At 59.2% G+C, this 26,636-nt stretch carries 22 protein-coding genes and 4 tRNA genes; 8 read left to right on the forward strand and 18 right to left on the reverse strand.

Annotated elements, in window-relative coordinates:
* Window positions 1-44: 44 nt before the first annotated feature.
* The 7 genes from kdpB to ACTG2U_RS13335 form a co-directional block, all read right to left on the reverse strand.
* The gene (gene kdpB, locus ACTG2U_RS13305; protein WP_439974586.1) at window positions 45-2,102 is read right to left on the reverse strand and encodes a potassium-transporting ATPase subunit KdpB; all 2,058 of its coding nucleotides are present in this window, start codon (window positions 2,100-2,102) and stop codon (window positions 45-47) included.
* 67 nt (window positions 2,103-2,169) lie between these two features.
* Entirely contained in the window at window positions 2,170-3,864 is a 1,695-nt protein-coding gene (gene kdpA / locus ACTG2U_RS13310; RefSeq protein ID WP_439974587.1) for a potassium-transporting ATPase subunit KdpA, read from the reverse strand.
* Between the two features lie 562 nt (window positions 3,865-4,426).
* Complete coding sequence (gene gorA / locus ACTG2U_RS13315; RefSeq protein WP_439974588.1) at window positions 4,427-5,776, reverse strand: glutathione-disulfide reductase; 1,350 nt, start codon at window positions 5,774-5,776, stop codon at window positions 4,427-4,429.
* A gap of 76 nt (window positions 5,777-5,852) precedes the next feature.
* Window positions 5,853-7,820, reverse strand: a complete 1,968-nt coding sequence (locus ACTG2U_RS13320; RefSeq protein ID WP_439974589.1) for an ATP-binding protein — start codon at window positions 7,818-7,820, stop codon at window positions 5,853-5,855.
* A gap of 118 nt (window positions 7,821-7,938) precedes the next feature.
* The gene (locus ACTG2U_RS13325; RefSeq protein WP_005355755.1) at window positions 7,939-11,019 is read right to left on the reverse strand and encodes a multidrug efflux RND transporter permease subunit; all 3,081 of its coding nucleotides are present in this window, start codon (window positions 11,017-11,019) and stop codon (window positions 7,939-7,941) included.
* 15 nt (window positions 11,020-11,034) lie between these two features.
* A complete protein-coding gene (locus ACTG2U_RS13330; protein WP_005339268.1) occupies window positions 11,035-12,168 on the reverse strand; it encodes an efflux RND transporter periplasmic adaptor subunit in 1,134 nt (377 codons plus the stop codon).
* On the reverse strand, window positions 12,165-12,761 hold the full coding sequence (locus ACTG2U_RS13335; RefSeq protein ID WP_005339267.1) for a TetR/AcrR family transcriptional regulator: 597 nt from the start codon (window positions 12,759-12,761) through the stop codon (window positions 12,165-12,167). The genes ACTG2U_RS13330 and ACTG2U_RS13335 overlap by 4 nt, the downstream gene beginning before the upstream one ends.
* 232 nt (window positions 12,762-12,993) lie before the next feature.
* Between ACTG2U_RS13335 and ACTG2U_RS13340 the strand changes: the two genes are divergently transcribed.
* The 5 genes from ACTG2U_RS13340 to ACTG2U_RS13360 all read left to right on the forward strand — a co-directional run bounded on the left by ACTG2U_RS13340 (window position 12,994) and on the right by ACTG2U_RS13360 (window position 14,150).
* A tRNA-Arg gene (locus ACTG2U_RS13340) sits at window positions 12,994-13,070 on the forward strand.
* A gap of 51 nt (window positions 13,071-13,121) precedes the next feature.
* A tRNA-His gene (locus ACTG2U_RS13345) sits at window positions 13,122-13,197 on the forward strand.
* Window positions 13,198-13,217: 20 nt separating this feature from the next.
* A tRNA-Leu gene (locus tag ACTG2U_RS13350) sits at window positions 13,218-13,302 on the forward strand.
* 76 nt (window positions 13,303-13,378) lie between these two features.
* Window positions 13,379-13,455, forward strand: a tRNA-Pro gene (locus tag ACTG2U_RS13355).
* A gap of 179 nt (window positions 13,456-13,634) precedes the next feature.
* Entirely contained in the window at window positions 13,635-14,150 is a 516-nt protein-coding gene (locus ACTG2U_RS13360) for a ricin-type beta-trefoil lectin domain protein (RefSeq protein WP_439974590.1), read from the forward strand.
* A gap of 34 nt (window positions 14,151-14,184) precedes the next feature.
* On the opposite strand, the gene ACTG2U_RS13365 is transcribed toward ACTG2U_RS13360, so the two are convergent.
* The 8 genes from ACTG2U_RS13365 to ACTG2U_RS13400 all read right to left on the reverse strand — a co-directional run bounded on the left by ACTG2U_RS13365 (window position 14,185) and on the right by ACTG2U_RS13400 (window position 22,157).
* Window positions 14,185-15,000: a Cof-type HAD-IIB family hydrolase gene (locus ACTG2U_RS13365; protein ID WP_005339262.1), complete on the reverse strand. Its 816-nt coding sequence runs from the start codon at window positions 14,998-15,000 to the stop codon at window positions 14,185-14,187.
* An 89-nt stretch (window positions 15,001-15,089) separates the two neighbouring features.
* Window positions 15,090-16,130: an alpha/beta fold hydrolase gene (locus ACTG2U_RS13370; protein WP_236381902.1), complete on the reverse strand. Its 1,041-nt coding sequence runs from the start codon at window positions 16,128-16,130 to the stop codon at window positions 15,090-15,092.
* A complete protein-coding gene (locus ACTG2U_RS13375; RefSeq protein WP_236381901.1) occupies window positions 16,130-16,789 on the reverse strand; it encodes a CatB-related O-acetyltransferase in 660 nt (219 codons plus the stop codon). The genes ACTG2U_RS13370 and ACTG2U_RS13375 overlap by 1 nt, the downstream gene beginning before the upstream one ends.
* Window positions 16,789-17,520 carry a tRNA (guanosine(18)-2'-O)-methyltransferase TrmH gene (gene trmH / locus ACTG2U_RS13380; protein ID WP_088868068.1) on the reverse strand — a complete coding sequence of 244 codons (732 nt, stop codon included), beginning with the start codon at window positions 17,518-17,520 and terminating at the stop codon, window positions 16,789-16,791. The genes ACTG2U_RS13375 and trmH overlap by 1 nt, the downstream gene beginning before the upstream one ends.
* 44 nt (window positions 17,521-17,564) lie before the next feature.
* A complete protein-coding gene (gene spoT / locus ACTG2U_RS13385; RefSeq protein ID WP_019446267.1) occupies window positions 17,565-19,682 on the reverse strand; it encodes a bifunctional GTP diphosphokinase/guanosine-3',5'-bis pyrophosphate 3'-pyrophosphohydrolase in 2,118 nt (705 codons plus the stop codon).
* A 136-nt stretch (window positions 19,683-19,818) separates the two neighbouring features.
* Window positions 19,819-20,094: a DNA-directed RNA polymerase subunit omega gene (rpoZ, locus tag ACTG2U_RS13390; RefSeq protein ID WP_005307060.1), complete on the reverse strand. Its 276-nt coding sequence runs from the start codon at window positions 20,092-20,094 to the stop codon at window positions 19,819-19,821.
* An 80-nt stretch (window positions 20,095-20,174) separates the two neighbouring features.
* On the reverse strand, window positions 20,175-20,801 hold the full coding sequence (gmk, locus tag ACTG2U_RS13395) for a guanylate kinase (protein ID WP_439974591.1): 627 nt from the start codon (window positions 20,799-20,801) through the stop codon (window positions 20,175-20,177).
* 303 nt (window positions 20,802-21,104) lie between these two features.
* Window positions 21,105-22,157, reverse strand: coding sequence for a glycosyltransferase family 9 protein (locus ACTG2U_RS13400; RefSeq protein ID WP_439974592.1), 1,053 nt, complete (start codon window positions 22,155-22,157; stop codon window positions 21,105-21,107).
* Window positions 22,158-22,379: 222 nt separating this feature from the next.
* On the opposite strand from ACTG2U_RS13400, the gene ACTG2U_RS13405 reads away from it, so the two are divergent.
* Both ACTG2U_RS13405 and ACTG2U_RS13410 read left to right on the forward strand, forming a co-directional pair.
* Window positions 22,380-23,093, forward strand: coding sequence for a 3-deoxy-D-manno-octulosonic acid kinase (locus ACTG2U_RS13405; RefSeq protein ID WP_005357122.1), 714 nt, complete (start codon window positions 22,380-22,382; stop codon window positions 23,091-23,093).
* Window positions 23,094-23,163: 70 nt separating this feature from the next.
* A complete protein-coding gene (locus ACTG2U_RS13410; protein ID WP_064334991.1) occupies window positions 23,164-24,027 on the forward strand; it encodes a GGDEF domain-containing protein in 864 nt (287 codons plus the stop codon).
* Between the two features lie 6 nt (window positions 24,028-24,033).
* Here ACTG2U_RS13410 and ACTG2U_RS13415 read toward each other — a convergent pair whose 3' ends face one another.
* The gene (locus ACTG2U_RS13415) at window positions 24,034-24,888 is read right to left on the reverse strand and encodes a carboxylate/amino acid/amine transporter (RefSeq protein WP_439974593.1); all 855 of its coding nucleotides are present in this window, start codon (window positions 24,886-24,888) and stop codon (window positions 24,034-24,036) included.
* Between the two features lie 40 nt (window positions 24,889-24,928).
* Here ACTG2U_RS13415 and ACTG2U_RS13420 point away from each other — a divergent pair, with 40 nt between their 5' ends.
* On the forward strand, window positions 24,929-25,390 hold the full coding sequence (locus ACTG2U_RS13420; RefSeq protein WP_279486304.1) for a DUF6314 family protein: 462 nt from the start codon (window positions 24,929-24,931) through the stop codon (window positions 25,388-25,390).
* 124 nt (window positions 25,391-25,514) lie between these two features.
* Here the strand turns inward: ACTG2U_RS13420 and ACTG2U_RS13425 are convergent, their stop codons facing one another.
* Both ACTG2U_RS13425 and ACTG2U_RS13430 read right to left on the reverse strand, forming a co-directional pair.
* Complete coding sequence (locus ACTG2U_RS13425) at window positions 25,515-25,676, reverse strand: hypothetical protein (RefSeq protein WP_202004867.1); 162 nt, start codon at window positions 25,674-25,676, stop codon at window positions 25,515-25,517.
* The gene (locus ACTG2U_RS13430; protein ID WP_005357113.1) at window positions 25,661-26,560 is read right to left on the reverse strand and encodes a DMT family transporter; all 900 of its coding nucleotides are present in this window, start codon (window positions 26,558-26,560) and stop codon (window positions 25,661-25,663) included. The genes ACTG2U_RS13425 and ACTG2U_RS13430 overlap by 16 nt, the downstream gene beginning before the upstream one ends.
* Between the last annotated feature and the right edge of the window lie 76 nt (window positions 26,561-26,636).

A 26,636-nucleotide genomic window follows, 5' to 3' on the forward strand; every position in this document is an offset into this window, starting at 1 on the left:
GGATGGCTGGGGATGCGGGTCTGAGCCGCATCCCGGTTATGTCGTTACACCAGACCCAGGCCGGTAATGACCAGATCGATCAGCTTGATGCCGATAAACGGCACCAGCAGGCCGCCGACACCGTAGATCAGCAGGTTGCGGCGCAGCAGGCTGGCGGCCGAGCCTTTCAGGTCGACACCGCGCAGGGCCAGCGGCACCAGCGCTACGATGATCAGGGCGTTGAAGATGATGGCCGACAGGATGGCGCTCTGCGGGCTGCCCAGCTGCATCAGGTTCAGTACCCCCAGTTGCGGGTAGGCGGCGATGAACAGGGCCGGCAGGATGGCAAAGTACTTGGCCACGTCGTTGGCGATGGAGAAGGTGGTCAGGGCGCCACGGGTCACCAGCAGCTGTTTGCCGACCAGCACCACGTCCAGCAGCTTGGTGGGGTTGGAGTCGAGATCCACCAGATTGCCCGCCTCCTTGGCGGCCTGGGTACCTTCGTTCATGGCCAGACCCACATCAGCTTGTGCCAGTGCGGGTGCATCGTTGGCACCGTCACCGCACATGGCGACCAGACGGCCATCGGCCTGCTCCTGCCGGATATAGGCGAGCTTCTTCTCCGGCGTCGCCTCGGCGATGAAGTCATCCACCCCGGCTTCGGCTGCGATGGCGGCGGCGGTTTTCGGGTTGTCGCCGGTGATCATCACGGTGCGGATCCCCATGTGGCGCAGGATCTGGAAGCGAGCCTTGATACCGGGCTTGATGATGTCCTTGAGGTAGACCACCCCCAACAGTTTCTCCTGAGTGCAGACCAGCAGCGGAGTCCCACCCTGACGGGCGATGCTGTCGACTGACTTGAGCACCAGCTCAGGTACCGCCTTGCGGTCGAGGCTGAGGTAGTTCAGCACGGCATCTACCGCCCCCTTGCGATATTGATGACCGTTGCGATCCAGTCCGCTCAGCCGGGTCTCGGCGCTGAAAGGGATCACCTTGTCGCTCTCCAGCTGGCTCGGCTTGGCCATGCTTTTGCTGGCCAGAGTCAGGATGGATTTGCCCTCCGGGGTGTTGTCACCCAGCGAGGCCAGCATGGCCGCTTGTGCCAGCAGGGCGGGGTCGACACCCGGTGCCGGGATCAACTCATCGGCCATCCGGTTACCGAAGGTGATGGTGCCGGTTTTGTCCAACAGCAGGGTGCGCACATCACCGGCCGCTTCGACGGCACGGCCAGACTTGGCGATGACGTTCAGCTTCACCAGTCGATCCATACCGGCAATACCGATGGCGGAGAGCAGGCCGCCGATGGTGGTCGGGATCAGAGTGATAAAGAGCGCGATCAGGTAGAGACGCGGGACCTGGGTGCCGTTGTAGTCGAGGAACCAGGGCAGGGTGGCGACCACCAGCAGGAAGATCAGGGTTAGGCCCACCAGCAGGGCGTCTAGCGCCATCTCGTTGGGGGTCTTCTGGCGCTTGGCCCCTTCCACCAGTGCGATCATCCGATCCAGCGTGCTCTCGCCCGGATTGTTGCTGACGCGCACCCAGATCTCGTCGGAGACGACTGTCGTGTTGCCGGTCACGCCGCTGCGGTCGGTACCTGACTCGCGGATGACGGGGGCGGATTCGCCGGTGATGGCGGCCTCGTTGACCGAGGCGATGCCGGCGACCACTTCGCCGTCGGCCGGGATCATCTCGCCGCTGCGTACCAGCACCAGATCCCCCTTCATCAGGTTGGTGGCGGGTACCCACTCGCCCTGACCATCTTTGGCATTCGCCACCCGACGGGCCTTGAGCTGGCTCATGCCCGCTTTCAGGCTGTCGGCACGGGCCTTGCCGCGCCCCTCGGCCAGGGTTTCCGCGAAGTTGGCAAACCAGAGGGTCAGCCAGAGCCAGGCGGTCAGCTGCCACGCCAGCGAGGGGGCAACCCCCGAGAAGGGCTGCCCCAGCAGGGACTCCACGGTCGCCATGATTGCGGCCAGCCAGAGGGTGAACAGGATGGGGCTGCCAAACAGCGCCTTGGGATTGAAGCGATAGAGGGCCTCAACCATTGCCTGGATGATCTGTGATTTCTGTTTTTTGCCCTTCACCAACATGGTGTCAGTGCTCATTGCAGTGGACTTGCTCATTGGAAAGCTCCCAGCATCAGATAGTTGGCCATTGGCATCCGGATGGTGATCGACAGGGTCAGGTTCATCAGAGTGCCCCTCCGATCAGGCTCAGATGTTCGGCCACCGGGCCCAGTGCCAGCACCGGCAGGAAGGAGAGGCCACCTATCAGCAGGACGGTGATGATCAGCAGGGTAACGAACAGCGGGCCGCTGATGGGGAAGTCCCCTTCGCTCGTCTCCTGACGGGGCGCACGGGCCAGCTGACCGGCGATGGCCAGTACCGGAATGATGTAGCCGAAGCGACCGAGCAGCATGGCCAGACCGATGGCGATGCACTGCCAGTTGTCACCGGCGGCAAAACCGGCGAAGGCGGAGCCGTTGTTGCCGGCAGCCGAGGCGTAGGCATAGATAAGGCGTGACAGACCGTGCGGGCCATTATGGCCGATGATGGTGCTGGCATCCGGCATCAGCAGGGTGACACCACCGATCACCAAAACCCCCACCGGCATGACCAGCATGCTGGCGACCACCCACTTCATCTCGGTGATGCCGAGGCGTTTTCCCAGATAGGTCGGGGTACGTCCCACCATCAGTCCACACAGGAACACGGTCAGCAGCACGAACAGCATCATGCCGTAGATACCGGAGCCGACCCCGCCGAAGATGACCTCGCCCAGCAGCATGTTGATCATGCCCACCATGCCACCGAGCGGAGTAAAGCTGTCGTGCATGGCGTTGACGGCACCGTTGGAGGCGGCAGTGGTCGCCACTTCCCAGATGTTGGAGAGCACAGGGCCGAAGCGGCTCTCCTTGCCTTCCCAGTTGCCAGCCATGTTGCTGGCGTCAGTGGTGAGCTGGGCGAGGGCGGGATCCGGTTTCAGCTCCTGGGAGAGGGAGATGAAGAGCCCCAGCACCAGCATGAGGGTCATGGCACCGAGAATGGCGCGGCTGTGGGCCATGTCCTTCACATAGCGGCCCAGAGTAAAGACCATGGCTGCGGCGATGGTGAGCAGGGCGACCATCTCCAGCCAGTTGGAGAGGGCTGTCGGGTTCTCGAACGGATGTGCCGAGTTGATGCCGAAGAAGCCGCCGCCGTTGGAGCCAAGCTGCTTGATGGCGATCTGAGAGGCCGCCGGGCCGAGGGGCAGCAGCTGCTCCTGACCTTCCACACCGTGGAACGGCAGATAGGCGGAGAGGCTTTGCGGCACACCTTGCCATACCAGCACCAGCGCCATGATCAGCGCGATGGGCAGCAGCACATAGAGGCAGAAACGCACCAGATCCTGCCAGAAGTTGCCAAGGTTGATGGTCTGCTGGCGGGCGATGCCGCGGAACAGGGCAATGGCGACGGCGGCGCCCGTCCCTGCGGAGACGAAGTTCTGGGTGGTCAGGCCCACCATCTGGCTGAAGTAGGAGAGGCTGGCCTCACCGGAATAGGCTTGCCAGTTGGTGTTGGTCATAAAGCTGACCGCGGTGTTGAATGCGAGCTGCCAACTCAGACCCGGCAGTTGTTGCGGGTTGAGGGGCAGCAACCCCTGCGCCATCAGGATCAGGAACAGCAGACCGAAACCGGCGCCGTTGAAGGCCAGCAGGCTGAGGGCGTAGGACTTCCAGTCCTGCTCCCGTCCATCGGTGCCACAGCAAGCCAGCGTGGCGCGCTCGACCGGTGCCAGCCAGCGGATTTTGCCTTCAAATACCCGGTAGATGTAGTTGCCCAGCAGCGGTGCCGGCAGCAGAACCAGCAGCACGAAGGCCACCGGATAGATTATTTCTTGCCACATGTTCTAGTTCCTCACTCGTGGTCACGGTGCGTCAGGGCACGCATTGGATTGCTCACGAGGCTCGGCAGTTTGCTGGCCACCGGGTAGATAATTTCTTGCTGCATATAGGTAGTCCCTCACTCGTGACTGTGCGTGAGTGCGCGCATCAGATAGGCCATCAAGGCGAGGACGAGCAGCAGATATAGCCAATTCATATCGACTCCATTGAGATAATTAGCTGCGAGAGCCGATGTAAGACCATATCGACTCTGTTGGTGTCATTGACGCTGAAAAGGGTATGTAAAACAGGCGTAAAGGCGCCATAAAGCGCCATGTGGCAGGCGTAAAATCGGCGTAAAGAACGACGGATTTGCGGGATAAATGGCGAGGAGTGATCAAAAAACCCGGCCTGAGCCGGGTTTGGGAGAAGGGGTTAGATGGTTGTCGAAGCTGGCTCCTCGTGAAAGGTCAACTTCAAACGTACCTATCGCATCGTCACGAACTCTTCAGCGCTGGTGGGATGAGGCGTGGGAACGCAGTTGTTGAAGTTGGCCTGATAATGACAGGCCAACTTCAAACGTACCTATCGCATTGTCACGAACTCTTCAGCACTGGTCGGATGGATAGCCACGCAGTTGTCGAAGTCCGCCTTGGTGGCACCCATCTTCATGGCGACGCCGAAACCTTGCAGGATCTCGTCCATGGCAAAGCCGATGCCATGCAGACCGACCACCTTCTCTTCCGGGCCGACACAGACCAGCTTCATCCGGGTGGGCTGGCGATGCTGGGTCAGTGCCGAGTACATGGCGGTGAACTGGCTGCGGTAGACCTTCACCTGGTCCTCGCCGTATTGGGCGATGGCTTCCGGTTCGGTCAGGCCTATGGTGCCGATGGGCGGGTGGCTGAACACCACGGTCGGCACCAGATCGTAGTTGAGGTGTTCGTTCGGCTTGTTGTTGAACAGCCGCTCGGAGAGGCGGCGGCCCGCCGCGACGGCTACCGGCGTGAGCTGGATGCGACCCGTGTTGTCACCCACTGCATAGATGTTGGCGACGGCGGTGTTCTGGAACTTGTCGGTCGGGATAAAGCCCTTCTCGTCCAGCGTGATGCCAGCGGCAGCCAGATTGAGGTTGTCGGTAGCCGGTACCCGGCCGATGGCCCAGATCAGGCAGTCGACGGTGAGATGGCGACCATCTTCCAGTTGCAGGGTCAGGCTGTTGTCAGCGTTCTTGAGCACGGCTTTGGGAATGGCGTGGGTGTGCAGCTTGGGCCCTTCCTGCGCCATGATTTCGACCAGAGTCTCGTGGATCATGGGGTCGAAGTTGCGCAGCGGCGCGTGCTTGCGCACCACCAGATGGGTCTCTGAGCCGAGCGCCTGCATCACCCCGGCGATCTCGACCGCGATGTAGCCCGCACCCACTACGGCAACCCGCTTGGGTTGGCTTTGCAGGTCAAAGAAACCGTCGGAGTCGATACCCAGCTCGGCACCCGGGATCGCCGGAATTTCCGGGCGGCCACCGGTGGCGATCAGAATGTGATCGGCCGTGTAGTGCTTGCCATTGACCTCGATGGTGTTGCTGCTGACGAAGCGGGCGAAGCCCTTGATGACGGTGATCTGGTTCTTGCCCAGCACGTTCTGATAGGACTGGTGAATGCGGCCGATGTAGGCCTGGCGGGACTCGACCAGCTTGGCCCAGTTGAAGTGGTTTAGAGTGGTGTCAAAGCCGTAGTCGGCGCCATATTTCAGGGCATCGGCGATCTGGCCTGCATACCACATGGCCTTCTTCGGTACGCAGCCTACGTTGACGCAGGTTCCACCCAACTCTTTGGCTTCAATCAGGGCAACTTTCTTACCGTACATGGCAGCCCGGTTGGCAGACGCAATACCGCCGCTGCCGCCGCCGATGGCGATATAGTCAAAATGCTGTGCCATTGCGAGGTTCTCCGCTCATTAAGAATGCAATCACAGCATGATGGGGATAAAGCGGCTGGCTCACAAGAGCCAGCGCTCAGTTATGTTGGATCGGCAGGCGAATATGGAACTGGGCGCCCTGGCCCGGTTCGCTGGCACAGCTGATACGGCCTTTCAGCAGTTGCACCACCAGGTTGTAGATGATGTGGGTGCCCAGACCGCTGCCACCCTGACCCCGCTTGGAGGTGACGAAGGGATCGAAGATGCGTGGCAAGATTTCCGGCGGGATGCCGCGGCCGTTGTCCGAATAGTCGATAAACAGCTCTTCTCCCTGCTGTTCCACCTTGATGGTGATCTTCTTCGGTTTGTCCCAGCTGTCGAACCCGTGGTTGATGGAGTTGAGGATCAGGTTCGAGTAGATCTGGGTAAAACTGCCCGGGAAGGAGAAGATCGACAGCTTGGGATCGCACTGGATATCCACTTCGCACTGGCTCTTCTTCAGTTTGTGGCCAAGCGAGACCACTACCTGATGGAGGTTGTCGGCGAGGCTGAAGTTGTATCGTGCTTCCGATGACTGGTCGACAGCCACCTGTTTGAAGCTGGCGATCAGCTCGGAGGCGCGCCGCAGGTTGCTCTGCAGCAACTGCATCGACTCGTCGAGGTTGACGGTAAACTCGTTGAGATAGGAGCGAGACAGCTGCTTGGAGTCGATATGAGACTTGAAGTCGGCGACCCGCTCTTGCAGGTAGGAGGAGGCGGTCACGCTGATGCCGATCGGAGTGTTGATCTCGTGTGCCACCCCGGCTACCAGCGAGCCGAGGGAGGCCATCTTCTCGGACTCCACAAGGGTCTGCTGGGCCTGTTTCAGGTCGTCGTACGCCTTGCCGAGCTGGTTGTTGGCTTCGCTCAGGCTGCGGGTACGCTCCACCACCTTGCCTTCCAGCTGTTCGTTGAGCTGGATTATCTCCCGCTCGACCTTTTTCAGCTGGGTGATGTCGTAGCCAAACCCGATCTGGTACTTGAGGTTGGGGCCATCGTAGAAGGGTACGAAGGTCCATTGCAGTACCAGCTCATGGGCCTGCTGGTCATGCATGATGACCTCTTTGTCGGCCAGTGAACCTTCCGCCGCCAGAATATCGTTCAGCTCTTCCCGTTGCGCCGGGCTGACAAAGAGATCCAGCCAGTTGTGCTGCAACAGCTCCTGCTGGTGGTAGCCGGTCAGCAGTATGGCTGCCGGGTTGATGCTGGCGATGGTCAAATCCGGTTCCATGCAGCAGATGACCATGTTGGCGGAGTTGATCAGGGTGGCGGAGAAGTCCCGCTCCTTTTGCAGCTGTTCCACCGCCTGATGGCGGGCAACCAGCTCGTCACGCAGTCGGGTACGCATCTGGTTGAGGGTGGAGACCAGGGTATCCAGCTCATCGGGTTTCTTGCGTGGCTGCGGGCGGCCTTCCAGCTCCAGAGCCATGTCGAGCCGATCGAGGTTGAACTTCTGGGCGTAGTTGGCGATGCGGTTGATGTGCCTGACCACCAGATAGTAAATGATGATCAGGATGCAAAATGAGACCACCAGGGTCTTGATGGTCTGGCTGACCATGATCAGCACCGATTTTTCGATGAGGCGCTGGTAGATCTGCTCGAGAGAGGCGGCAACGAACAGCTTGCCGACGATTTCACCCTGATAGGTGAGGTTGAATTCGCGGGAGATATCATAGCTTTCCCGCTCGACCCCCTGGGTCAGCAGCGGGACTTCGGAGTTGCCGAGCATCTCCTTGACCATCACGAACTGCATGTTGGGCAGGTTCATGATCCCTTCAAGTTGCACTTTGACCTGCTCTTCATCCAGGTTCCACAAGCTGGCGGCGATGGGTTGCAGGAACGAGGCCTCGATCTGGCCGATGCTGTCTTCGATGACGGCGACATCCTTGCGGTAATCCCACGCGAGTTGCAGCGCCGTAATGATCATCGCCAATACGGTACTGCACACCAGAATGTAGGAGAGCAGGCGATATGAGAGTCCGTTGCGGCCTACGGCCCTGGCGGTCTTGGTGAAGAGTCCTGACATGGCGTCCTTGCGGTCTGGATGTGGTGTTTTTTAGTTTAACTGCTTCATGCACTTATGTCGTCTTTCCTGCGAAGCATAAAAAAGGCCCCGTATCGGGGCCTTTGCATGTGATTGATGATTAATGTCCGCCGTTTGCTTTGGGCGGAATGGTTTCATCGAATACCGGCAAGGGTTTGTGCTCGGAAGCCAGATAGGTGTAGATCACCGGCAGCACGAACAGGGTGAACAGGGTACCGATGGCAAGACCTGCCACGATGACTATACCGATGCTGAAACGCTGTGCCGCACCGGCGCCAGCGGCGTAGAGCAGCGGGATCAGACCGGCAATCATGGCGGCCGTGGTCATCAGGATCGGACGCAAACGCACCTTGGCAGCCTGCATCACGGCTTCCATCCGGTTCATGCCGCGCAGCAGCTGCTCTTCCTTTGCTACTTCACAGATCAGGATACCGTGCTTGGTAATCAGACCCACCAGGGTGATGAGGCCCACCTGGGAGTAGATGTTCATGGTCGCCATACCCCATGCCAGGGCAATCAAGGCCCCGCTGATGGCGAGCGGTACAGAGACCATGATGACCAGCGGGTCACGCACCGACTCGAACTGGATTGCCAGCACTAGGAAGATGATGGCCAGTGCCAGCGCGAAGGTGGCATAGAGCGCATTGCCTTCGGTGACGAACTGACGGGCTTCACCCATAAAGTCGTAACGATAGCCTTGCGGCAGCTTCTCGTCGGCGGTGGTCTGGAACCAGTTGATCGCATCACCCATGGCCACGCCCGGAGCCGGAACGGCGCCAATGGTGGCGGAGTTCAGCTGGTTGAAGTGGGGCAGGGCGCGGGGCTCGCCAACCACTTCAATGCTGATCAGGCTGCCGAGCGGGATCGACTTGCCGTCTGCGGCCCGCACGTAATAGCCCTTGATGGACTCCGGATTGAGACGGTATTTGCGCTCGACCTGCGGGATCACCTCGTAGGAGCGGCCATCCAGGTCGATACGGTTGACGTAACCGTCCGCCATCATGGTGCCCATGGTGATTCCGATATCCTGCATGGTGATGCCGTAGGCACCTGCCTTGTCCTTGTCGATGCGGATCTTCATGGTGGCGGAGTCGTAGTTCAGATCGAGATCCGAATAGACGAACTGACCGTTACTCTGCGCCGCTGCCAGAATTTCACCGGCCACCAGGAACAGGCTTTCGAAGCTGTTCGGGGTGGTGATGACGAACTGGATCGGCAGACCACTCGATGCACCCGGCAGTTCCGGGAACTGGAAGGTGGTGATGGCCATACCCGGGATGTCTTTCACCAGATTGGCGACCCGATCCAGTACCTCTTTCTGGCTCGCTTCACGCTGGCTCCAGGGCACCATGGAGGCGATACCGAACGCCTGGTTGGCGTTGAACACCCCTGAGAAGACCTGGGAGAAGGCGATCTCGGGCTGGTCGTCCAGGATCTTGTTCACATCCGCCATGGTGTTTTCGATGTAGTCCAGGTTGGCGTTGGACGGTGCGGTACCCAGCACGGCCATTACCCCCTTGTCCTCTGACGGTGCCAGTTCGCTCGGGATGAACTTGAACAGCAGCGGCAGGCTGGCGAAGACGATGACGGCGAACACCACGATGACGGGGCGCTTTTTCATCACGGCGTGCAGCATGCTGTCGTAGCGATCGGTCATCCGCTCCAGCAGGTGGTGGACTGTGCTCTCGAACTTGCCCGGTTGCTCGTTGGCCTTGAGCATCTTGGAACACATCATCGGGGACAGAGTCAGGGCGATGATGCCCGAGACGAACACGGCGCCAGCCAGCGTCAGGGCAAACTCCTTGAATAGGGAGCCTGTGATACCCCCCATCAGGGCGATAGGTGCGTATACCGCCGCCAGGGTAACCGTCATGGCGATAACCGGCACCGCAATTTCACGGGTACCGATAATGGCGGCCCGGAACGGTTCTTCCCCCTCCTTGATATGGCGGTCGACGTTCTCCAGCACCACGATGGCGTCATCCACCACCAGACCGATCGCCAGCACCATCGCCAGCAGGGTCATCAGGTTTATCGAGAAGCCGAACATATCCATCATCATCACTACGCCGATAAGACTTAGCGGAATGGTGATGATCGGGATGATAACCGCGCGGAACGAACCGAGGAACAGGGTGATGACCACCAGAACGATGGCGGCTGCCTCCAGGATGGTCTTGATAACCTCGTGGATGGACTCGTTGATCGCCACTGTTGAGTCATACATCACGTTGAGACGCATGGTGCTCGGCATATTGCGCTCAAGGCTCGGCAGCAACGCCAGCACATCGTGGGCGATGTTGATGGGGTTGGCTGTCGGCGCGGCGTTGACCGCCATGACCACGGCTTCGCGGCCGTTGGCGCTGGCTCGATAGATGTCGTGGCTCTTCTCGAGGGTCACCTTGGCAATGTCGGAAAGGCGGATCACCTTGCCGTCACGGGTAGCAACGACCAGACGCTTCAGCTCGTCGACATCCTTGACCTGGGTCTCGGCGTTGCCGTTGAACAGGGTGAAGTAACCGGTCGCCTGACCTGTCGCGGACTGATAGTTGTTGCTGTTGAGCACCGTCATCACGTCGCTGGCAGTCAGGTTGAAGGCCGCCATCTTGGCCGGATCCAGCCATACCCGCAGGGCAAACTCGACACCACCGTAGAGATCAACCTTGGAGACCCCGCCGACAGTAAAGAGTTGCGGCTTGATAACCCGCTCCAGATAGTCGGTGATCTGGCTGGAGTTGAGCTCCGGGCTGGTAAAACCGAGGTAGAGCACCGCTGTGGTTGAACCGGTGGAGGAGGTGACCGACGGGTCTTCCGCCTCTTTCGGCAACTGGGAGCGCACCGAGTTCACCTTCGCCAGGATGTCGGACAGCGCGGCGTTGGGGTCGGTGTTGAGCTTCATGTACGCAGTGATCGTTGAGCTACCCAGCTGGCTGGAGGAGGTCATGAAGTCGATGTTGTCGGCTTGCGCGACCGCCTGTTCCAGCGGCTGGGTGATGAACCCCTGGATCAGATCAGAACTGGCGCCATAGTAGCCAGTGCTGACGGTGATCACCGTGTTGGTCACCTCGGGGTATTCCCGTACCTGCATCTTGAAGATGGCCTGAAAGCCCAGCAAGGCGATCAGGAAGCTGAGCGAGATCGCCAGCACAGGCCGTTTTATAAATATGTCAGTAAATCGCATCGCAGATCTCCGCGCTTACAGCATCGGGGTTTGTGCCGGAACGGCCAGGGCATCGTTCTCGACCACATGCACCTTGGTGTCGTTGCTCAGGCGAACCTGACCCGACAGTACGATCTGGTCACCGGCCTGGATGCCGGAGAGCACATGCACATCGTTGCCACGGCGCTCACCGGCCTTGACCACAACCTGCTTGGCTCGCAGCACTTTCACCTTGTTACCCTCTTTGTCGGTCTCTTCGCCCTCTTTGAGCACGTAGACGTTCTGACCGTAAAGGGTGAAGGAGATAGCGCTCTGCGGGATCACGATCTGATCTTTCACCGTCGGCAGAATGATGCTGGCGCGGGCGAACATACCGGAACGGAGCTGACCGTCGTTGTTCGGAATGTCTGCCTGTACCTGGATCAGGCCGCTCTGGAAGTTGACCGCAGGTTCGATGGCGGTGATGTGACCATCAAACTGGGTTTGCGGATAGGCATCCACATTGATCTTGATGGTCTGGCCCAGCTTGATTTTGGAGATATCGGTCTGGGGCACGGTGAAGCGCAGGCGCATCACGCTGGTATCTTCCAGGCGCACGATATCTGTGCCCGGCTGCAGATACTGACCGAGGAACACATTGCGCAGGCCGACCACGCCGCTAAAGGGCGCACGGACTTCACGACGGGCAATGGTCGCCTTCAGACTCTCGATATCTGCTTCCAGCGAGCGATAGGCCGCTTCGGCTTCATCCAGCTGCTCTTTGGAGATGGAGCTGGTCTTGTAGAGGTTCTGGAAACGATCGAACTTGGCTTTTGCCGCCGGCAGCTTGGCCTGGGAGGCGCGCAGATTGGCCCGCTCCACGGTGGAGTCCAGGCTCAGCAGCAGCTGGTCAGCCTTGACCGGTTTGCCCGACTCGAAGGTGATGGCATCAATAGTGCCTGCCAGTTCGGTGGAGAGGGTCACCCCCTGATTCGGCTCGATGAAGCCGATCGCTTCGATGGTCGGTACCCAATCCTGTGCCTTGGTCACCATGGCGGTGACGGGGAACTCGGGTTCCGGCCGGTTGGCCATGTATTGGGCAATCATCTTCTGTTTGAACAAATTGAAGCCGATGACGCTGCCAAACAAGGCGATCGCTATCAGCAACATAATGGCCATCCACTTTTTCATGAACAGGCTCCTGAGGTGGAAAGATTGGGGGATAAAATGGCATTCCAGCTGGCCCGGATCGCGGTTTCCAACTGCGATTCGGTCAGCGTGATGTTGTGCACCCTGCACTGCAGGGCCAGATGCATGACACTGTCCAGACTCAACACCTGGAGTGCCCGTATCGGTAAATCAATAAACAATCCTTGTTCAACGCCCTGTTCAAAAAATCGGTCCAGAGGCTCCCAGGCAGCCAGAATGACAGGATTGGTCTCCAATTCTGCCCCTAGCGGAGAGCTCTCGTACTGCAATTTGCACCGGATAGCGTTGGGTTCGTTAACAAAAATGGCATGAATATTGAGCCATAATTGGCGAAATTGTTGAAATGAAACTTTATCGATTGCTACATCGGCCATGACCATGGGTACACACTGCAAGATAGTGTGCTGGTGCAGTTGCCGGATCAGATCATCCTTGTCGCCGAAGTAGCGATAGATGGTGCCGGTGGCAACATTGGCTTTCTTGGCGACTTCCGCAATCGACAGACCATGAAAACCCCGTTCACCCAGCACCTCATGGGCCGCGTTGAAGATGCTCTCTTTTTTATCCAGAATCATCAGTGTGACCTTCGATTGAATGAACGTTCATTCATTCTAGATGGGCATCAAATCAAGTCAAGGCAGCAAGGCGATTTGCGACAGCGATCTGCCCCTTTTCGGCTGGCAGCAGGGGAATAGTGGAAGAAAAGTGCGCAATGTGCTTGAAAAAACAACGAACAGTGTTTCGGTGACAGAAAAGTGTAGACAAACCAGCAACCATAATTAATAATGCGCCCCGTTCGACAGCGTAGCGCCCGTAGCTCAGCTGGATAGAGCGCTGCCCTCCGGAGGCAGAGGTCACAGGTTCGAATCCTGTCGGGCGCACCATCAAAAGTGCGTCGGTTAAACGGGCGTTGTTGTGGAACGAAAGCAGCTGTGGTGGCTGTAGCTCAGTTGGTAGAGTCCCGGATTGTGATTCCGGTTGTCGTGGGTTCGAGCCCCATCAGCCACCCCATTTTACAGCTTGTCAGGTACGCGAAGGTGGCGGAATTGGTAGACGCGCTAGCTTCAGGTGTTAGTGCCCCCCGGGTGGAGGGTTCGAGTCCCTCTCTTCGCACCATACTTGCTGTATGACGAGGATGACCATCAGGTCGTCTTTGTTTTTTTGAAGTAAACTATTTTGAAAGAAATAGCCTCGGTGATTAGCGCAGTCCGGTAGCGCATCTGGTTTGGGACCAGAGGGTCAAAGGTTCGAATCCTTTATCACCGACCAAGTTTAGAAAAACCTCGCTTCGGCGAGGTTTTTTGCTTTCTGGCCTCCGTTGGGCCAGCACTCTCTCCCTGTTACGTCTGTTTACACTCTATTTGGGCAGCGCGCCCCGCCTTTCGGTTATGCTTCAGCCTCGAGTCACTGACAACCGGATGTCATCGGCCCATTTCAGGCATTTTTCCATGAATAACAAAATTTCCTTTGCTTGCTCTCCTGCCCTGCTGGCTGCCTTGCTGCTGGGTGGCTGTACCATCAAGCCGCCATCCACCGATGTGATGATGGGCTCCATTGCATCACAACCGCAGGAGGAGCGTTCTCTCTCCCCCTTGCTGACCAGCGGTGATTTTTGCGTTGCTGTGTCCCAACAGAAGGTGTTGGCACAACCTTGCAGCGGAAAAGACGATCAACTGTTCGACTGGGATCTGGGTGAGTTGCGCCTGCAGGATCTCTGTTTGCAAGCCAAAAACGACAGCGAAGTGATGCTGGCACCCTGTGACGGTCAGGCGCAGTGGGAGTGGCAGAAAGACAGGCTGTTCAACAGCAAGGTCTCCCGCTGCCTCGATGTGGCTGGGAGACGCCATACCCCCGGCACGCCGCTGCGGCTGGCTGAATGCTACGGCGGAGCGAACCAGAGCTTCAGCTGGCAGCGGCCCAATCCCTGGCTGGAGACCCTGAAAAAACAAAGCCTCACATGGTGAGGCTTTGCTGAATCGGATGTCGGGATGAAGAGGATCAGGCGGCGCTGACGCTCTCCAGCTCGAACAGTTTCTCCAGATAGACGGCAACGCCATCTTCGTCAGAGGTGAGGGTCTGCTCATACTCCGGCAGCGCCATTTTCAGGCGATCATGGGCGTTGCCCATCACGATGCCGCGTCCCACCATGGTCAACATCTCGAAGTCGTTCATGCCATCGCCGAAGGCGATCGCCTCCGACATGTCGAACCCGTTCTGCTCCAGCACGGCACGCACGGCATTGCCCTTGTGCACCCCGGCGTGCATCACTTCGAGACAGTCCGGCAGGGAGAAGGTGACGTTGAGCTGATCGCCATAGCGCTGGTTGAGGTGTGCCTCGATCTTCAGCAGCTTCTCGTGGTCGCCGATGTAGAACACCTTGTTGATCTGCTCTTTCGGTTCCTGTTTCAGGTCATCGACCAGACGGTAGGTGAACCCTGACTCGTCGTGGAACTGCAGCAGCCAGGGCAGCTCCTCTTCCACCACCCAATCATCACCCTGATAGACATTGAGGTGGATAGAGGGGTCGCGCTCCAGCGCAATCAGTTCGGCGGCGATCTCGGTCGGCAGCGGCTGGTTGAAAATCAGCTGATCCTGTTTGTCATGGACCACGGCGCCATTGGAGGTAATGAGGTAGATGTCCATCCCCAGCGCATCGCGGAAGCTGCGTACGTCAACGTGATGACGGCCGGTGGCGACCACGAATTTCACACCTTGTTCTACCAGGCGGTGCAGGGTATCCCGGGTACGGGGAGAGATCTGGTGCTGCTTGTTGAGCAGAGTGCCATCGAGATCGGATACAACTACCTTGAACATCATTACCTCGGCATCGATTGAAAACAGGGGCAGTTTACCTTAGCCCGCACTGTCACCCCATTTATTTAGGGTTACAAAAAATAGGCTGCTCAGAAGCGGGCGAAAAAGTCGACCATCGCGGTCAGGGCGGGCTGGCGTTTGTCATCGGATTCGATAAACAGTTCGTGCCAGGCACCCTCGATGCGCAGTGGTTTGCCCCCTTCGCACTTGGCAATGGTGCAGAAGCGATCCTGTGCGGCATTGTCCACCACGCTGTCGTTGCCAGCCTGCAGCACCAGCAGCGGGGTTTTGATGGCGCCCGCATCGGCGATGGCGGCATCTGCACCGGTGATCCCCTGATAAATCCAGTGGGCGGTCGCGCCACCCAGCTTGATCTGCGGGTGCTGCTCGTAGATTTGGCGGAAGGCTTGATAGCGGGACTGGCTGTGAGTCAGCTCGTTATCGGCAAAGCCGTGATCCTGATAGGCGCCCTGACCTGGGCCGTAGGGAGGTTCGCCAAGCCAGCCGCCGACCGTGCCTATGGTGCTCGCCAATCCCTTGGCCAGCCACTTGGGCAGACCGCCGAGATTGATGCCCAGCATAGGGGAGGAGAGCACGGCCGCCTTGATATCATCGGGCCAGCGTTCCAGATAGCGGGCCGAGATGGCACCGCCCATGGAGTGGGCCAGCAGGAACAGCTTGGCAGGTTGGTCCGCCATGATGATCTGGTCGTGAAACTGCTTCAGATCGACCACATAATCGTCGAACTGGTCGACATATCCCTTCTGCGGGTCATCCAGCATCCGGTCGGACATCCCCTGACCGCGATGGTCGATGAGATAGAGGCTGTAGCCCTGACGCCAGAGATCCCACGCCAGCTCCTGATACTTGAGGTAGCTCTCGACCCGGCCATTGACGATGAGGATGGCGCGATCGACCTTGGCTTGCCGTAGCGCGGCATAGCGGATGGTCACCCCATCCTTGCCCTTGAACTCCCCTTCAACCGCATGCTGGCGCCAGAAGTCGGGCAGGGTTTGCTGGTAGAGGCTGGGTACATCGGCTTCGCTGGTGAGCTGATAGGTATTGGTCACGGCAAGGGCTCCGGCAGAAAACAGGGTCAGGGCCAACAGGGAAAGAGAGAGGGGTTTCATCAGGCACACTCCTGTTGCCAATGGTGATAAAGGGCGGCGATATCCCCCGAGCAGAGCAGCGCCATGCTGGCTTGCAAGCGGGGCAGGGGCCAGTCCCACCACTGCATCTCTTGCAGCATGAGGATCTGCTCATCACTGAAGCGACGGCGGATCGGTTGGGCCGGGTTACCGCCGACTATGGTGTAAGGGGCCACATCTTTGGTCACCACGGCGCGGGTGGCGATGACGGCGCCATCACCTATGGTGATGCCGGGCATGATCATCGCTTCCGAGCCGATCCAGACATCGTTGCCAATCCGGGTGTCCCCCTTGCGCAGAAAGCCGCTGCGGGCCCCTTCGCCAAAGGTGTCGGGATTGAACGGGAAGGTGGAAGCCCAATCCAGCCGGTGGCCCTGATTGCCCGCCAGCATGAAGGTGGCGCCCGAGCCGATGGAGCAGAACTTGCCGATGATCAGCCGATCCACCTCGCCCCAGAGGCCGCTCTCCCAGGTGTCGCGGGTCGAGCCATCGCCGAGCAGGTAGCGGACGCAGTGATCCTCGAACGGCTTGCCGTGGTAGTAGCCGGAGTAGTAGCTGTAGTCGCCGGCCTCTATGTTCGGGTTGGTCAGGTGATCCCGGATGATTTGCGATTCCAGCCAGCTGCCAAAAGGGTTATCCATCACTCCTCCTGCGGATCGTCCTGTTCGCTCTGCTGCGCCCACCCTTTGCGGGTCAGCTGCATCCGTTGCCACCACTCTTCGTCCGCCAGAATTTCACCGGTAGGGCCGAGCTGGGGGTAGGGCATCTCTTTCTCTTTGCAGAGCTGGGCATAGATAGGATAACCCCCCTCGAACAGGATGCTGTTCTGCTCCTCCAGCGTGAGCGGGCAGCCGCGCTGATAGCAACCGGCCAGCTCGCGCTGGCGCTGCGCCTCGTAGAGGATGGCGGCGGCAGCCACCGAGACGTTGAGGGACTGCACCATGCCCACCATGGGGATGACGATATGGTGATCGGCAAGGGCCAGCGCCTCTTCACCGATGCCGTGTTTCTCCTGACCCACCAGAATGGCGGTCGGTTTGGTGTAGTCGATAGCGCGAAAATCGACGGAGCTGTCAGATAGATGGGTCGCCAGGATCTGCATGCCGGAGGCTTTCAGCTCTGCAACGGCTGTGCCGATATCCGGGTGCAGTTTTACATCCACCCAGTTCTGGCTGCCGCGGGCGGTGCCCTTGCGCTTGTGGATCCAGGTTTTGGGCCAGACGGCGTGTACCCGGTGGATGCCGATGGCATCGGCGGTACGCACGATGGCGGCCAGATTGTGAGGTTTATGGACCTCTTCCATACAGACGGTCAAATCGAGCTGACGCTGGGCCAGCATGTCGGTGATGCGCTTGAAGCGTTCGGGGGTCATGGCTTGTCTCTATAAAAGCAGCAGGCGGCTTGCGCCGCCTGTGTTCAGTTCTTCTGTCGGCTCACCTTGAGCACGTTGGGCATCACGCGGATCTTGCGCATGATGTTGGCCAGGTGGATGCGGCTCTTGGTGGTGATGAGCAGGCTGACCTGATAGACCCGGCCATCCTTCTCTTCGGTGCTGATGGCGTGAATATTGGCGCCGGTGGCGGCAATCACGTTGGCCAGCTCGGCCAGCGCACCCTGATGGTTGACGATCTCGATGCTGATGCCGGTGCGGAACTCCTGTTCCTGCTCCTTATCCACTTCCCACTGCACCGGCAGGTACTTGTCCGGCTCCTTGCTGTAGCCCTTGATGTTGCGACAGGCTTCCTGATGGATCACCAGACCCTTGCCCGGGCTGATGTGGGCGATGATGGCATCTCCCGGGATCGGACGGCAGCAGTTGGCGAAGGTGACCAGCATGCCATCGGCACCCTTGATCGGCATCTTCTTGCTGCTGGACTTGGGTTGCTCTTCCGGCGGCAGTTCATCTCCCAGCATGCGGCGCGCCACCATGACACTCATGGCGTTGCCGAGGCCCACATCGGCCAGCAGCCCCTGCAGATTTTCGTGCTTGGTATCGGCCAGCACCTGCTTGATGCGTGGCTCGGGGATGTCTTCGATATTCTTGGCGCCCAGCGCATGGTTGAGCAGGCGGCGACCCAGCACCACCGACTCTTCGGTGCGCAGGTTCTTGAGGAACTGGCGGATCTTGGAGCGCGCCTTGGTGGTCACCACGAAGTTGAGCCAGGCCGCGTTGGGGCGAGCCCCAGGTGCAGTGATGATCTCCACCGTCTGACCCGAGTGCAGCGGGCTGCTGAGCGGGTAGGGGTGGCGGTCGACCCGTGAACCAACGCAGGCGTGGCCGATGTCGGTGTGCACCGTGTAGGCGAAGTCCACCGGCGTGGCGCCAGCGGGCAGCTCCATGATGCGTCCTTCCGGCGTGAACACGTAGATCTCGTCGGGGAAGAGGTCGGTTTTGACCCCTTCGATGAATTCAAACGAGCTGCCGGCGCTCTGCTGCAATTCCAGCAGGCTCTGCATCCAGCGCTGGGCGCGGATCTGGGCAGTGGTGCCCGAGCTGTCGCCATCCTGCTTGTAGGCCCAGTGGGCGGCAACCCCTTTGTCGGCCATCTGGTCCATAAACTCGGTGCGAATTTGCACCTCGACCGGTACCCCGTGCGGCCCCACCAGCGAGGTATGCAGGGACTGGTAGCCGTTGGTCTTGGGGATGGCGATATAATCCTTGAAGCGGCCGGGGCGCGGTTTGTAGAGGCTGTGCATCTGTCCCAGCACCCGGTAACAGGTATCTATGTCCTTCACCTTGACACGAAAGGCGTAGATATCCATTACCTCATGAAATTGCAGCTCTTTTTTCTCCATCTTGTTGTAGATGGAGAAGAGATTCTTCTCGCGGCCACTGACCTGATGCTCGATCCCCGCCTCTTTCAGGCGACCGCTGATTTCGCTCTGGATGGAGTCGATGATCTCGCGACGATTGCCACGGGCGCGGCGCACCGATTCGCGCAGCACGCGGGATCGCATGGGATAGAGCGCCTCGAAACCCAGCTCTTCCAGCTCGTTCTTCATGGTGTGAATACCGAGGCGGTTGGCGATGGGGGCGAAGATTTCGAGGGTTTCCCGGGCTATGCGGCGACGCTTGTCCGGTCGTAGGGAGCCCAGGGTGCGCATATTGTGGGTGCGGTCGGCCAGCTTGATCAGAATGACCCGGATATCTTGGGTCATTGCCATCACCATCTTGCGGAAGTTCTCGGCCTGCGCCTCTTTGCGATCGCGAAACTTCAGCTTGTCGAGCTTGGAGACCCCGGCCACCAGTTCTGCAACCGCATTGCCAAACTGTTCGGCCAGATCGGCCTTGGTGACAGAGGTGTCTTCAATGACGTCGTGCAGCACGGCGGCCATCAGGGTTTCATGATCGAGGCGCATGTCACCCAGGATTCGGGCAACGGCAACAGGGTGGGTGATGTAGGGTTCGCCACTGGAACGCATCTGGCCCTGGTGGGCATCACGGGCCACCACATAGGCTTGCTTGAGCTTCTCAACCTGCTCTGGCGGCAGGTAGGAACTGGCTATTTCTTTAAGGTTTTCAAATAAATACAAGACAGTCCCCGCAGCGGTGAAACGGCAATTCGTGGAATTGAGGGTATAGCCCTGAGTTTGCGAGGTTTTCGAGCGGTTGTAAATGGGGATGAACAGTCGACACCCGGGCGGGTGCCGACTATGGGAAAAGACTTACTTAACCGCGGCCTTCGGCGATGGCAGCGACGGCAGCCAGCTCGGCGGCCTCCTGCTCTTGCTGCTCGTAACGGTCCTGGGTGTCCATCACCTGATTGTTCACCAGACCCAGCTCGATCTCACGCAGGGCGATCACGGTCGGCTTGTCGTTCTCTTCGTCGACCAGGGGATCTTTACCTTGAACCGCGATTTGACGGGCGCGGCGCGCGGCGACCAGCACCAGGTCAAAACGGTTACCTACCTGTTTTACAGCATCTTCTACAGTAACGCGTGCCATGCAGGACTCCAGTTATGTGGGCTTTCTGTATTCAGAAAAGCAGTGTTTAAAAATGACGCAAAAGTTTACTCGTTTTTGACTTACTCTGCCAGTAACTGTTGCAGCAAGTTTTGTTGTGCCTGCTGTTGCTGGCGCATCTCCAGCCGTTGGCATTCAATAATGGACCTGAGCTGGAACAGCGCCTGCTCGAAGTCTTCATTGATAATGACATAGTCATACTCGTCGTAGTGCACCATTTCGGCAATGGCTTTCGCCATCCGGCCGGCAATCACTTCGGCGCTGTCCTGACCGCGCCCAATCAGGCGGCGTTCCAGCTCTTCGCGGCTGGGGGGCAGGATGAAAATGGATTTGGTCGGCATCTGCTCGCGGATCTGGCGGGCACCCTGCCAGTCGATGTCGAGGAATACGTCGATCCCCTTGGCCAGACAGGCTTCGATGGCGGCGCGTGAGGTGCCGTAGTAGTTGCCGAACACTTCGGCCCACTCCAGAAAATCACCGCGTTCGATCAGTGCCTTGAACTCTTCCACCTGAACGAAGTGGTAGTGTACGCCGTGCTCTTCGCCCGGGCGGGTGGCGCGAGTGGTGTGGGAAACCGACAGCTGCATCTTGCCCGCAGCGTTATGTTGGGTCAGCAAGGCATTGAGCAGACTGGATTTACCCGCGCCGCTCGGAGAGGAGATGATATAGAGAGTGCCTTGTTGCGCCATATTATTACCTTTAATCGAAACCGCTGTTTTGGTTGTAGCAGAGACCGCCGTCTTGTGCCCGAAAGGGAGACAGCCAAACGCAAAACGCGGAAAATTCTTGAGTCAGGAGGATGTAAAGGCGATGAATTTTACCAGAATGCGGCGAATAAAAAAACGGCCGGAATCATATTCCAGCCGATCAAAGTATTCGTAGCTTGCTGCGGGAGCGTAACCCACATCAGCCTGCATTGTGCCTTTGGCTGAGGGCAGAGGCTATCAGGTTATCCCTGCCTGATGGCTCGGAATTCCCGAGGTGCCCTGTCATCACGGCAGCTGACGATCGGCACAGAGCCGATCGAAGGCGGCGATCACCTGCTCGCTGGTGATTTTTCGCATGGCCTCCGGGTCTTTGAGGCGGGTGCGCCAGCTCAATTCGGCTAGCGGCTTGCCGGTCTCCTGCTCGACCAGCTCCTGATAGACGCTGACCACGTAGTCGCGGCAGAGATAGGGGCCGGTGCGTGCCGGATTGTGGTGGGCATAGAGGCCGATGACCGGCGTGCCGACAATGGTGGCCATATGGGTGGGGCCGGTATCGGGTGCCAGTACCAGACTCGCCTCGCCAATCAGTGCCAATAACTGCTTGAGGTTGGTCTGTCCCACCAGATCGACCGGTTTACTCTGGCTTAAGCGCTGGATGTCGGCAGCCAGATCCCGCTCCAGCTTGGCTGGCCCGCCACAGAGATAGACCTGAAAGCCCTTGTTGGTGGCGTGATCCGCCAGCGCGGCATAGCCTGCGGCCGTCCAGTTTTTGAATGCCTTGCTGGCGGCGGCGCAGATCAGCAGGGTCGGTTTGCCGCCAATCTTCTCCTTTGCCCACGCCTGATGTTCGGCGCTGATGGGCAGCTGCCAATCCGGGGTCAGATCCTGGATGCCGAGCTCTTTGGCGAAAGCGAGGAAACCGTCCAGCACATGGGGGGAGGCAGGCGAAGGCACCTTGTGGTTGGTGAACAGCCACTGGCCGTCGTTGGCCCGTTCCCGATCAAACCCGAGTTTGACCTTGGCGCTGATGCCGAGGGTGGCGATGCTGGCTCGCATCGCCGCCTGCAGGTGGAGCAGGGCATCGAATTTGCGCCCCTTAAGGGTCTGCCAGAGATCGCGATAGCCGCGCCACCCCTTGCTCTTGTCGAAGAGGATTACCTCGACGCCGGGCAGATCGGCAAACAGGGTTGCTTCGATTTTGCCGGTGATCCAGGTGATGCGGGTTTGTGGCCACTCCCGCTGGATGACGCGCACCAGCGCCAGTGCGTGGCAGCAATCCCCGATGGCGGAGAGCCGCAGGATGCAGATGGAGGAGGGGGGCGTTTGAAATAGCGGCATGTTGTGGCGCACGGCTGGCAAAAAGGGTGGATGGCATTATGCAAACTCCCCTCTGGATTGTAAAATTGCGCACAATCGTCAGCCAGGATAGGCCGGGCCCAGCGCCATGACCTGTCTCTGCACGTCGTTGATTAAAGGCCACTATTGCGGGCATGCCAGAGCGGCAGCCTCATCGCCAATTGAAAAATTGCGATCCATGACCCACCGAGCGGGATCTCCACGATGCGAGTACAGACCGAACACAACCAGATCTGCTGGTATGCCGAAGGGGCCTTTCGCGACCCCTCTCCCCAGTTATTCGATCCTGCCTGGTGGCAGAACAACCGTCAGGTGGTGGGAACCTCCATCGGGCGGGGGGTGACCTGGTTCGTCAAGGATGAGTCCCGCCATCTGGTGCTGCGCCACTACTATCGCGGCGGCATGGTGGGCAAGGTGGTGCGGGATCGCTTCTGGTTCGAAGGGGTCGAGTCGAGCCGTGCCATGGCCGAATACACCCTGCTGGCCAAGCTGTGCGAGCTGGGGCTGCCGGTGCCGCGTCCGTTTGGTGCCCGCATGGTCAAACAGGGCCCATTCTATCGTGCCGATATCCTGATTGAGCGAATTCGCGGTGCCAAGGATATGGTGGCACTGCTCAAGCAGGGGCCTGTGGCGACCGAGGTGTGGCACAAGATAGGTCAGACAGTGCGTCAGTTGCACGATGCCGGGGTCTATCACGCCGATCTCAACAGCCACAACCTGCTGCTCGATAAAGAGGGCAAGGTGTGGGTGATCGATTTTGACAAGGGGGCGATCCGCTCCCCCGGCGAATGGCAGAAGGCCAATCTGGAACGCTTGCTCCGTTCATTCAATAAAGAGTCTCAACTGCATACCAGTTTCCACTTCGTACCGGAGAACTGGCAGACCTTGATGAACGGGTATCAGGGAAAAGCGATCTGACCCTGTTGCTCGGCGTGAACGCCAATGTTACTTATTGAGCAGGTATTCAGATCCTGTTTCGAGGCGCCCCATGGAAATGCTCAAGACACCTTTGGTCGATGTGACTGCCCGGCTTGATCCGGGTCTGCTGTCTGATGCCATGGCGCTGCTGGAGGCGGGGATCTGGAGCTGGTCAGCCCAACATGGACTGCAGCGTGATCCCTCCTGCCTGCGCCTGTTGGGATTGGGAGAGAGCTGGCCGGATGATCTTGGCTGGCTGGATCGGGTTCATCCCGACGATGTCGCCCGGCTGGAAGATGCCCTGCTCGCCTGCCAGAGCGGCCGCAGCAGCGGTCTGCGCCTCGAATACCGCATTCTGCATCATCACGGTCACTACATCCGGCTGGAAGAGCGGATGCGTCGTGATGAGCGGGGTTATCTGCTGGGGGTAGTCCGTCACCTCGATCCCGCTGCCGTGCTGGTGGAGGAGCGACATGGCACCGATCCGCTGACCGGACTGGAGAGCCGTGGCCGTTTCGAGCAACTGCTTGAAGAGCGGCTGGCGACCGAGAGCGGCACTTTCAGTCTGCTGCAGTTTTCGGTCGATCACATGGCCAAAATCCAGCAGTTGTTTGGTGAAGCGGCTTGCGACGCCATGCTGGCCAAGCTGGCGCGTATCGTACGCCACGAACTGCGGCGGGAAGATCCCTTTGCCCGCTGGGATGAGGACGGTTTTATCCTGATGCTCTCCCAGACCGAGCGGATGAGTGCGCTGGAGATCGCCGAGCGGCTGCGCCTCGAGATTGCCGATGCCAGCCTGCTGTCACAGCGGCCGGTCACTGTCAGCATCGGGCTGGTGCAGAGTCAGGCTGGCGAGCAGCTCGATCACCTGCTGGCCCGGCTGGCCAGCTGTCACAGTCAGGCCAGACGGGAGCACAACACCGTCGTCGGCTGAGTGTGGTCAGGGTTGGCCGCGCTTGTCACGCTGGCAGATCCAGAGCGAGGCCAGCATCAGCAGGCCGCCGATAGTCAGTCGGGTCTGGTCGGTATCCTTGCCCCAGAGCAGCAGATTGATCAGTAAGCCGGCCGGAATGAGCGCATTGTTCATGATGGCCAGCACTCCGCTGGTGACCAGCGTCGCCCCCTTGTTCCAGAGGAAGTAGCCGAGGCCGGAGGCACCCACCCCCAGCCAGAGCAGAATGCCCCACTGCAACCCTGACGTTGGGTATTGCGGCTTGCCCAGCAGCCACCAGGCGGGCAATGCGATCACCAGCGCTCCCAGATAGAAGCAGCCGAACACCGCCAGTTGCGGCGGTTGCTCCGCCTCCCGTGCCAGCAGTACCTTGTAGCCCACCTGACCGAGCGCGAAACAGAGGTTGGCACCCTGCACCACCATAAATCCCAGCACATAGCTTTCGGTCAGGCCGTCGAAGCGGATGACGGCAGCCCCGAGCACCGCCAGCAGGGCACCCCACAGATAAACAGGCTTGAAGCGGCGCTCCAGCAGATCGTGGAGCAGGGTGACGTAGATGGGGGTGAAGATGGTAAAGACCAGCACTTCCGGCACTGTCAGCAGCAGGAAGGAGTGGTAGTAGAAGAGATACATGATGCCGAGCTGGATGGCGCCCAGCGCCATCAGCTTGGCCGCCAGATCGGGGCGCAGCCAGCGGCGGCGCAGGAAGGGCAGAAACACCAGACTGGCGAGGGCGATGCGGGTCAGCACCGAGAAGTAGGCATCGACCTGACCAGCGAGGTAGACCCCGATCAGGCTGAAGGAGAATGACCAGAGCAGGGTGACCCCTATCAAGTAGTTCATGTGTTTGATTTATCGTCAGTTGTCAATTTCAAGGGGGGCTATGATGGCCGAGATGGAAGCGGCAATCCAGCGTTTATGGGCGCGATTGCCACAGGTCGGAGCATTTTCCTTTACCGCCAGCAATGGCGAGGGGTCGGCGACCGACTGGAATGGTCGGGGCGAGGGGCGTGTGCAGGTGACCGATCATCAGGGAGGCTGGCTGTTTAACGAGCAGGGCCGTTACATCACGCCGCATGGAAGGGAACTCGCCATGCACAACCGCTTCTGGTGGCAGCGTAGCGAGCGGGGGATCCGTCTCTCCCATTTGCGTTATGAGGCGCCGGTCGAACTGTTCGAGCTGCTGCCGCAAGGAGATGGCCGCTGGCTGACCGCCGAACCCCATCTGTGCGGGGCGGATCACTACAGCGCCGAGTTGACCGAGATAGACGGCGGTTTTCTGCTGAGCTGGCAGATCATCGGGCCGCGCAAGAACGAGCGACTCAGCTATCGCTATCTGATCTGACGCTGGTTGGCAGGTATAAAAAAACCGGCGCAGAGCGCCGGTAGCGGGGGACAAATCGGAGGTTTTTTAAAACAGTCCCAAAAACAGGAGAGATAGACTCTCGTCACACATTCAGAGATGGACTTCAGGCATTCAGGGCATAGCTCAGCATGGCTTGCAGCTTGCTATCGAAGAACCAGGGCAGCAGTACCATCAGCAGGCCCAGGATCCCGGCCAGCCGCTGGCGATACTGCCAGCTGGCAATCAGTACCAGACCACCGCACAGTGTGGTCAGGATGCCTGACATAGGGAGACCTCGCGCTGCATACGACGCTGTTGCGCCCACTGGTTCATGGCGACCGAGCCGAGGATCAGGGCCAGAGCCACGCCGGTAGTGGGGTGGATCTGCTCGCCGAGGAACAGGGCACCCAGCATCACGCCGAACAGCGGCACCAGATAGTTGCTGAAGGAGGCGAACGTCGGGCCGGCCTTCTGGATCAGCGCCATGTAGAGGAAGTAGACCAGACCGGTACAGAGGGTACCCAGCACGGTGATCGCGCTCAGGGCCTGGGTGCTCGGCAGGGTCAGGCTGCCGAGATCAACCATGAAGGGGGCGACCAGCAGCAACTGGATTGCCGAGGAGATCAGGATATTGCGGGCGACCACGACCGGATGGTCCTTGGCGAAGCGCTTGATCATCAGCAGGCCGATGGCGAAGCAGCTGGCACCCAGCAGGATGGCCATGGCACCGAGCAGACCGGCGTTCATGCCCTGGGAGAGTTTCGGCCAGAACAGGGTGAGTACACCGGCAAAGCCGATGATCACGGAAAGCAGTCCGGTTTTGGTTATTCTTTCACCAGAAATAAACAGCGGTGCAGCCAGAATGGTCACAAACGGGATACAACCCATGACTACGGCGGCGATGGCGCTATCCACATATTGTTGGCCCCAGGCGACCATGATGAAGGGGATGGTGGCATCCAGCAGGGCGATCAGCATATAGGTGCGCCACGGGGTGTGCTCACTCTTGAGCCGCATGAACAGGCAGAGCAGACCCAGGGTCAGGCTGCCGCACAGGGCACGACCGGCAGCCACCAGAATGGGGGGCAACTCGGCAACGGCCTGGTGCATGAAAATGAATTGGGAACCCCACAGCAGGCCAATGGCCAGCAATAACAGATAGCTACGCATTTGAATCTCCGATGTATTAAGCCAGCGCATTCTAGGCAATCTGTTACTATGGTAAAAATGAATTGTTGGCATTTAA

This window comes from Aeromonas sp. 95A (genome assembly GCF_051919235.1).
Lineage (GTDB): Bacteria > Pseudomonadota > Gammaproteobacteria > Enterobacterales > Aeromonadaceae > Aeromonas > Aeromonas veronii.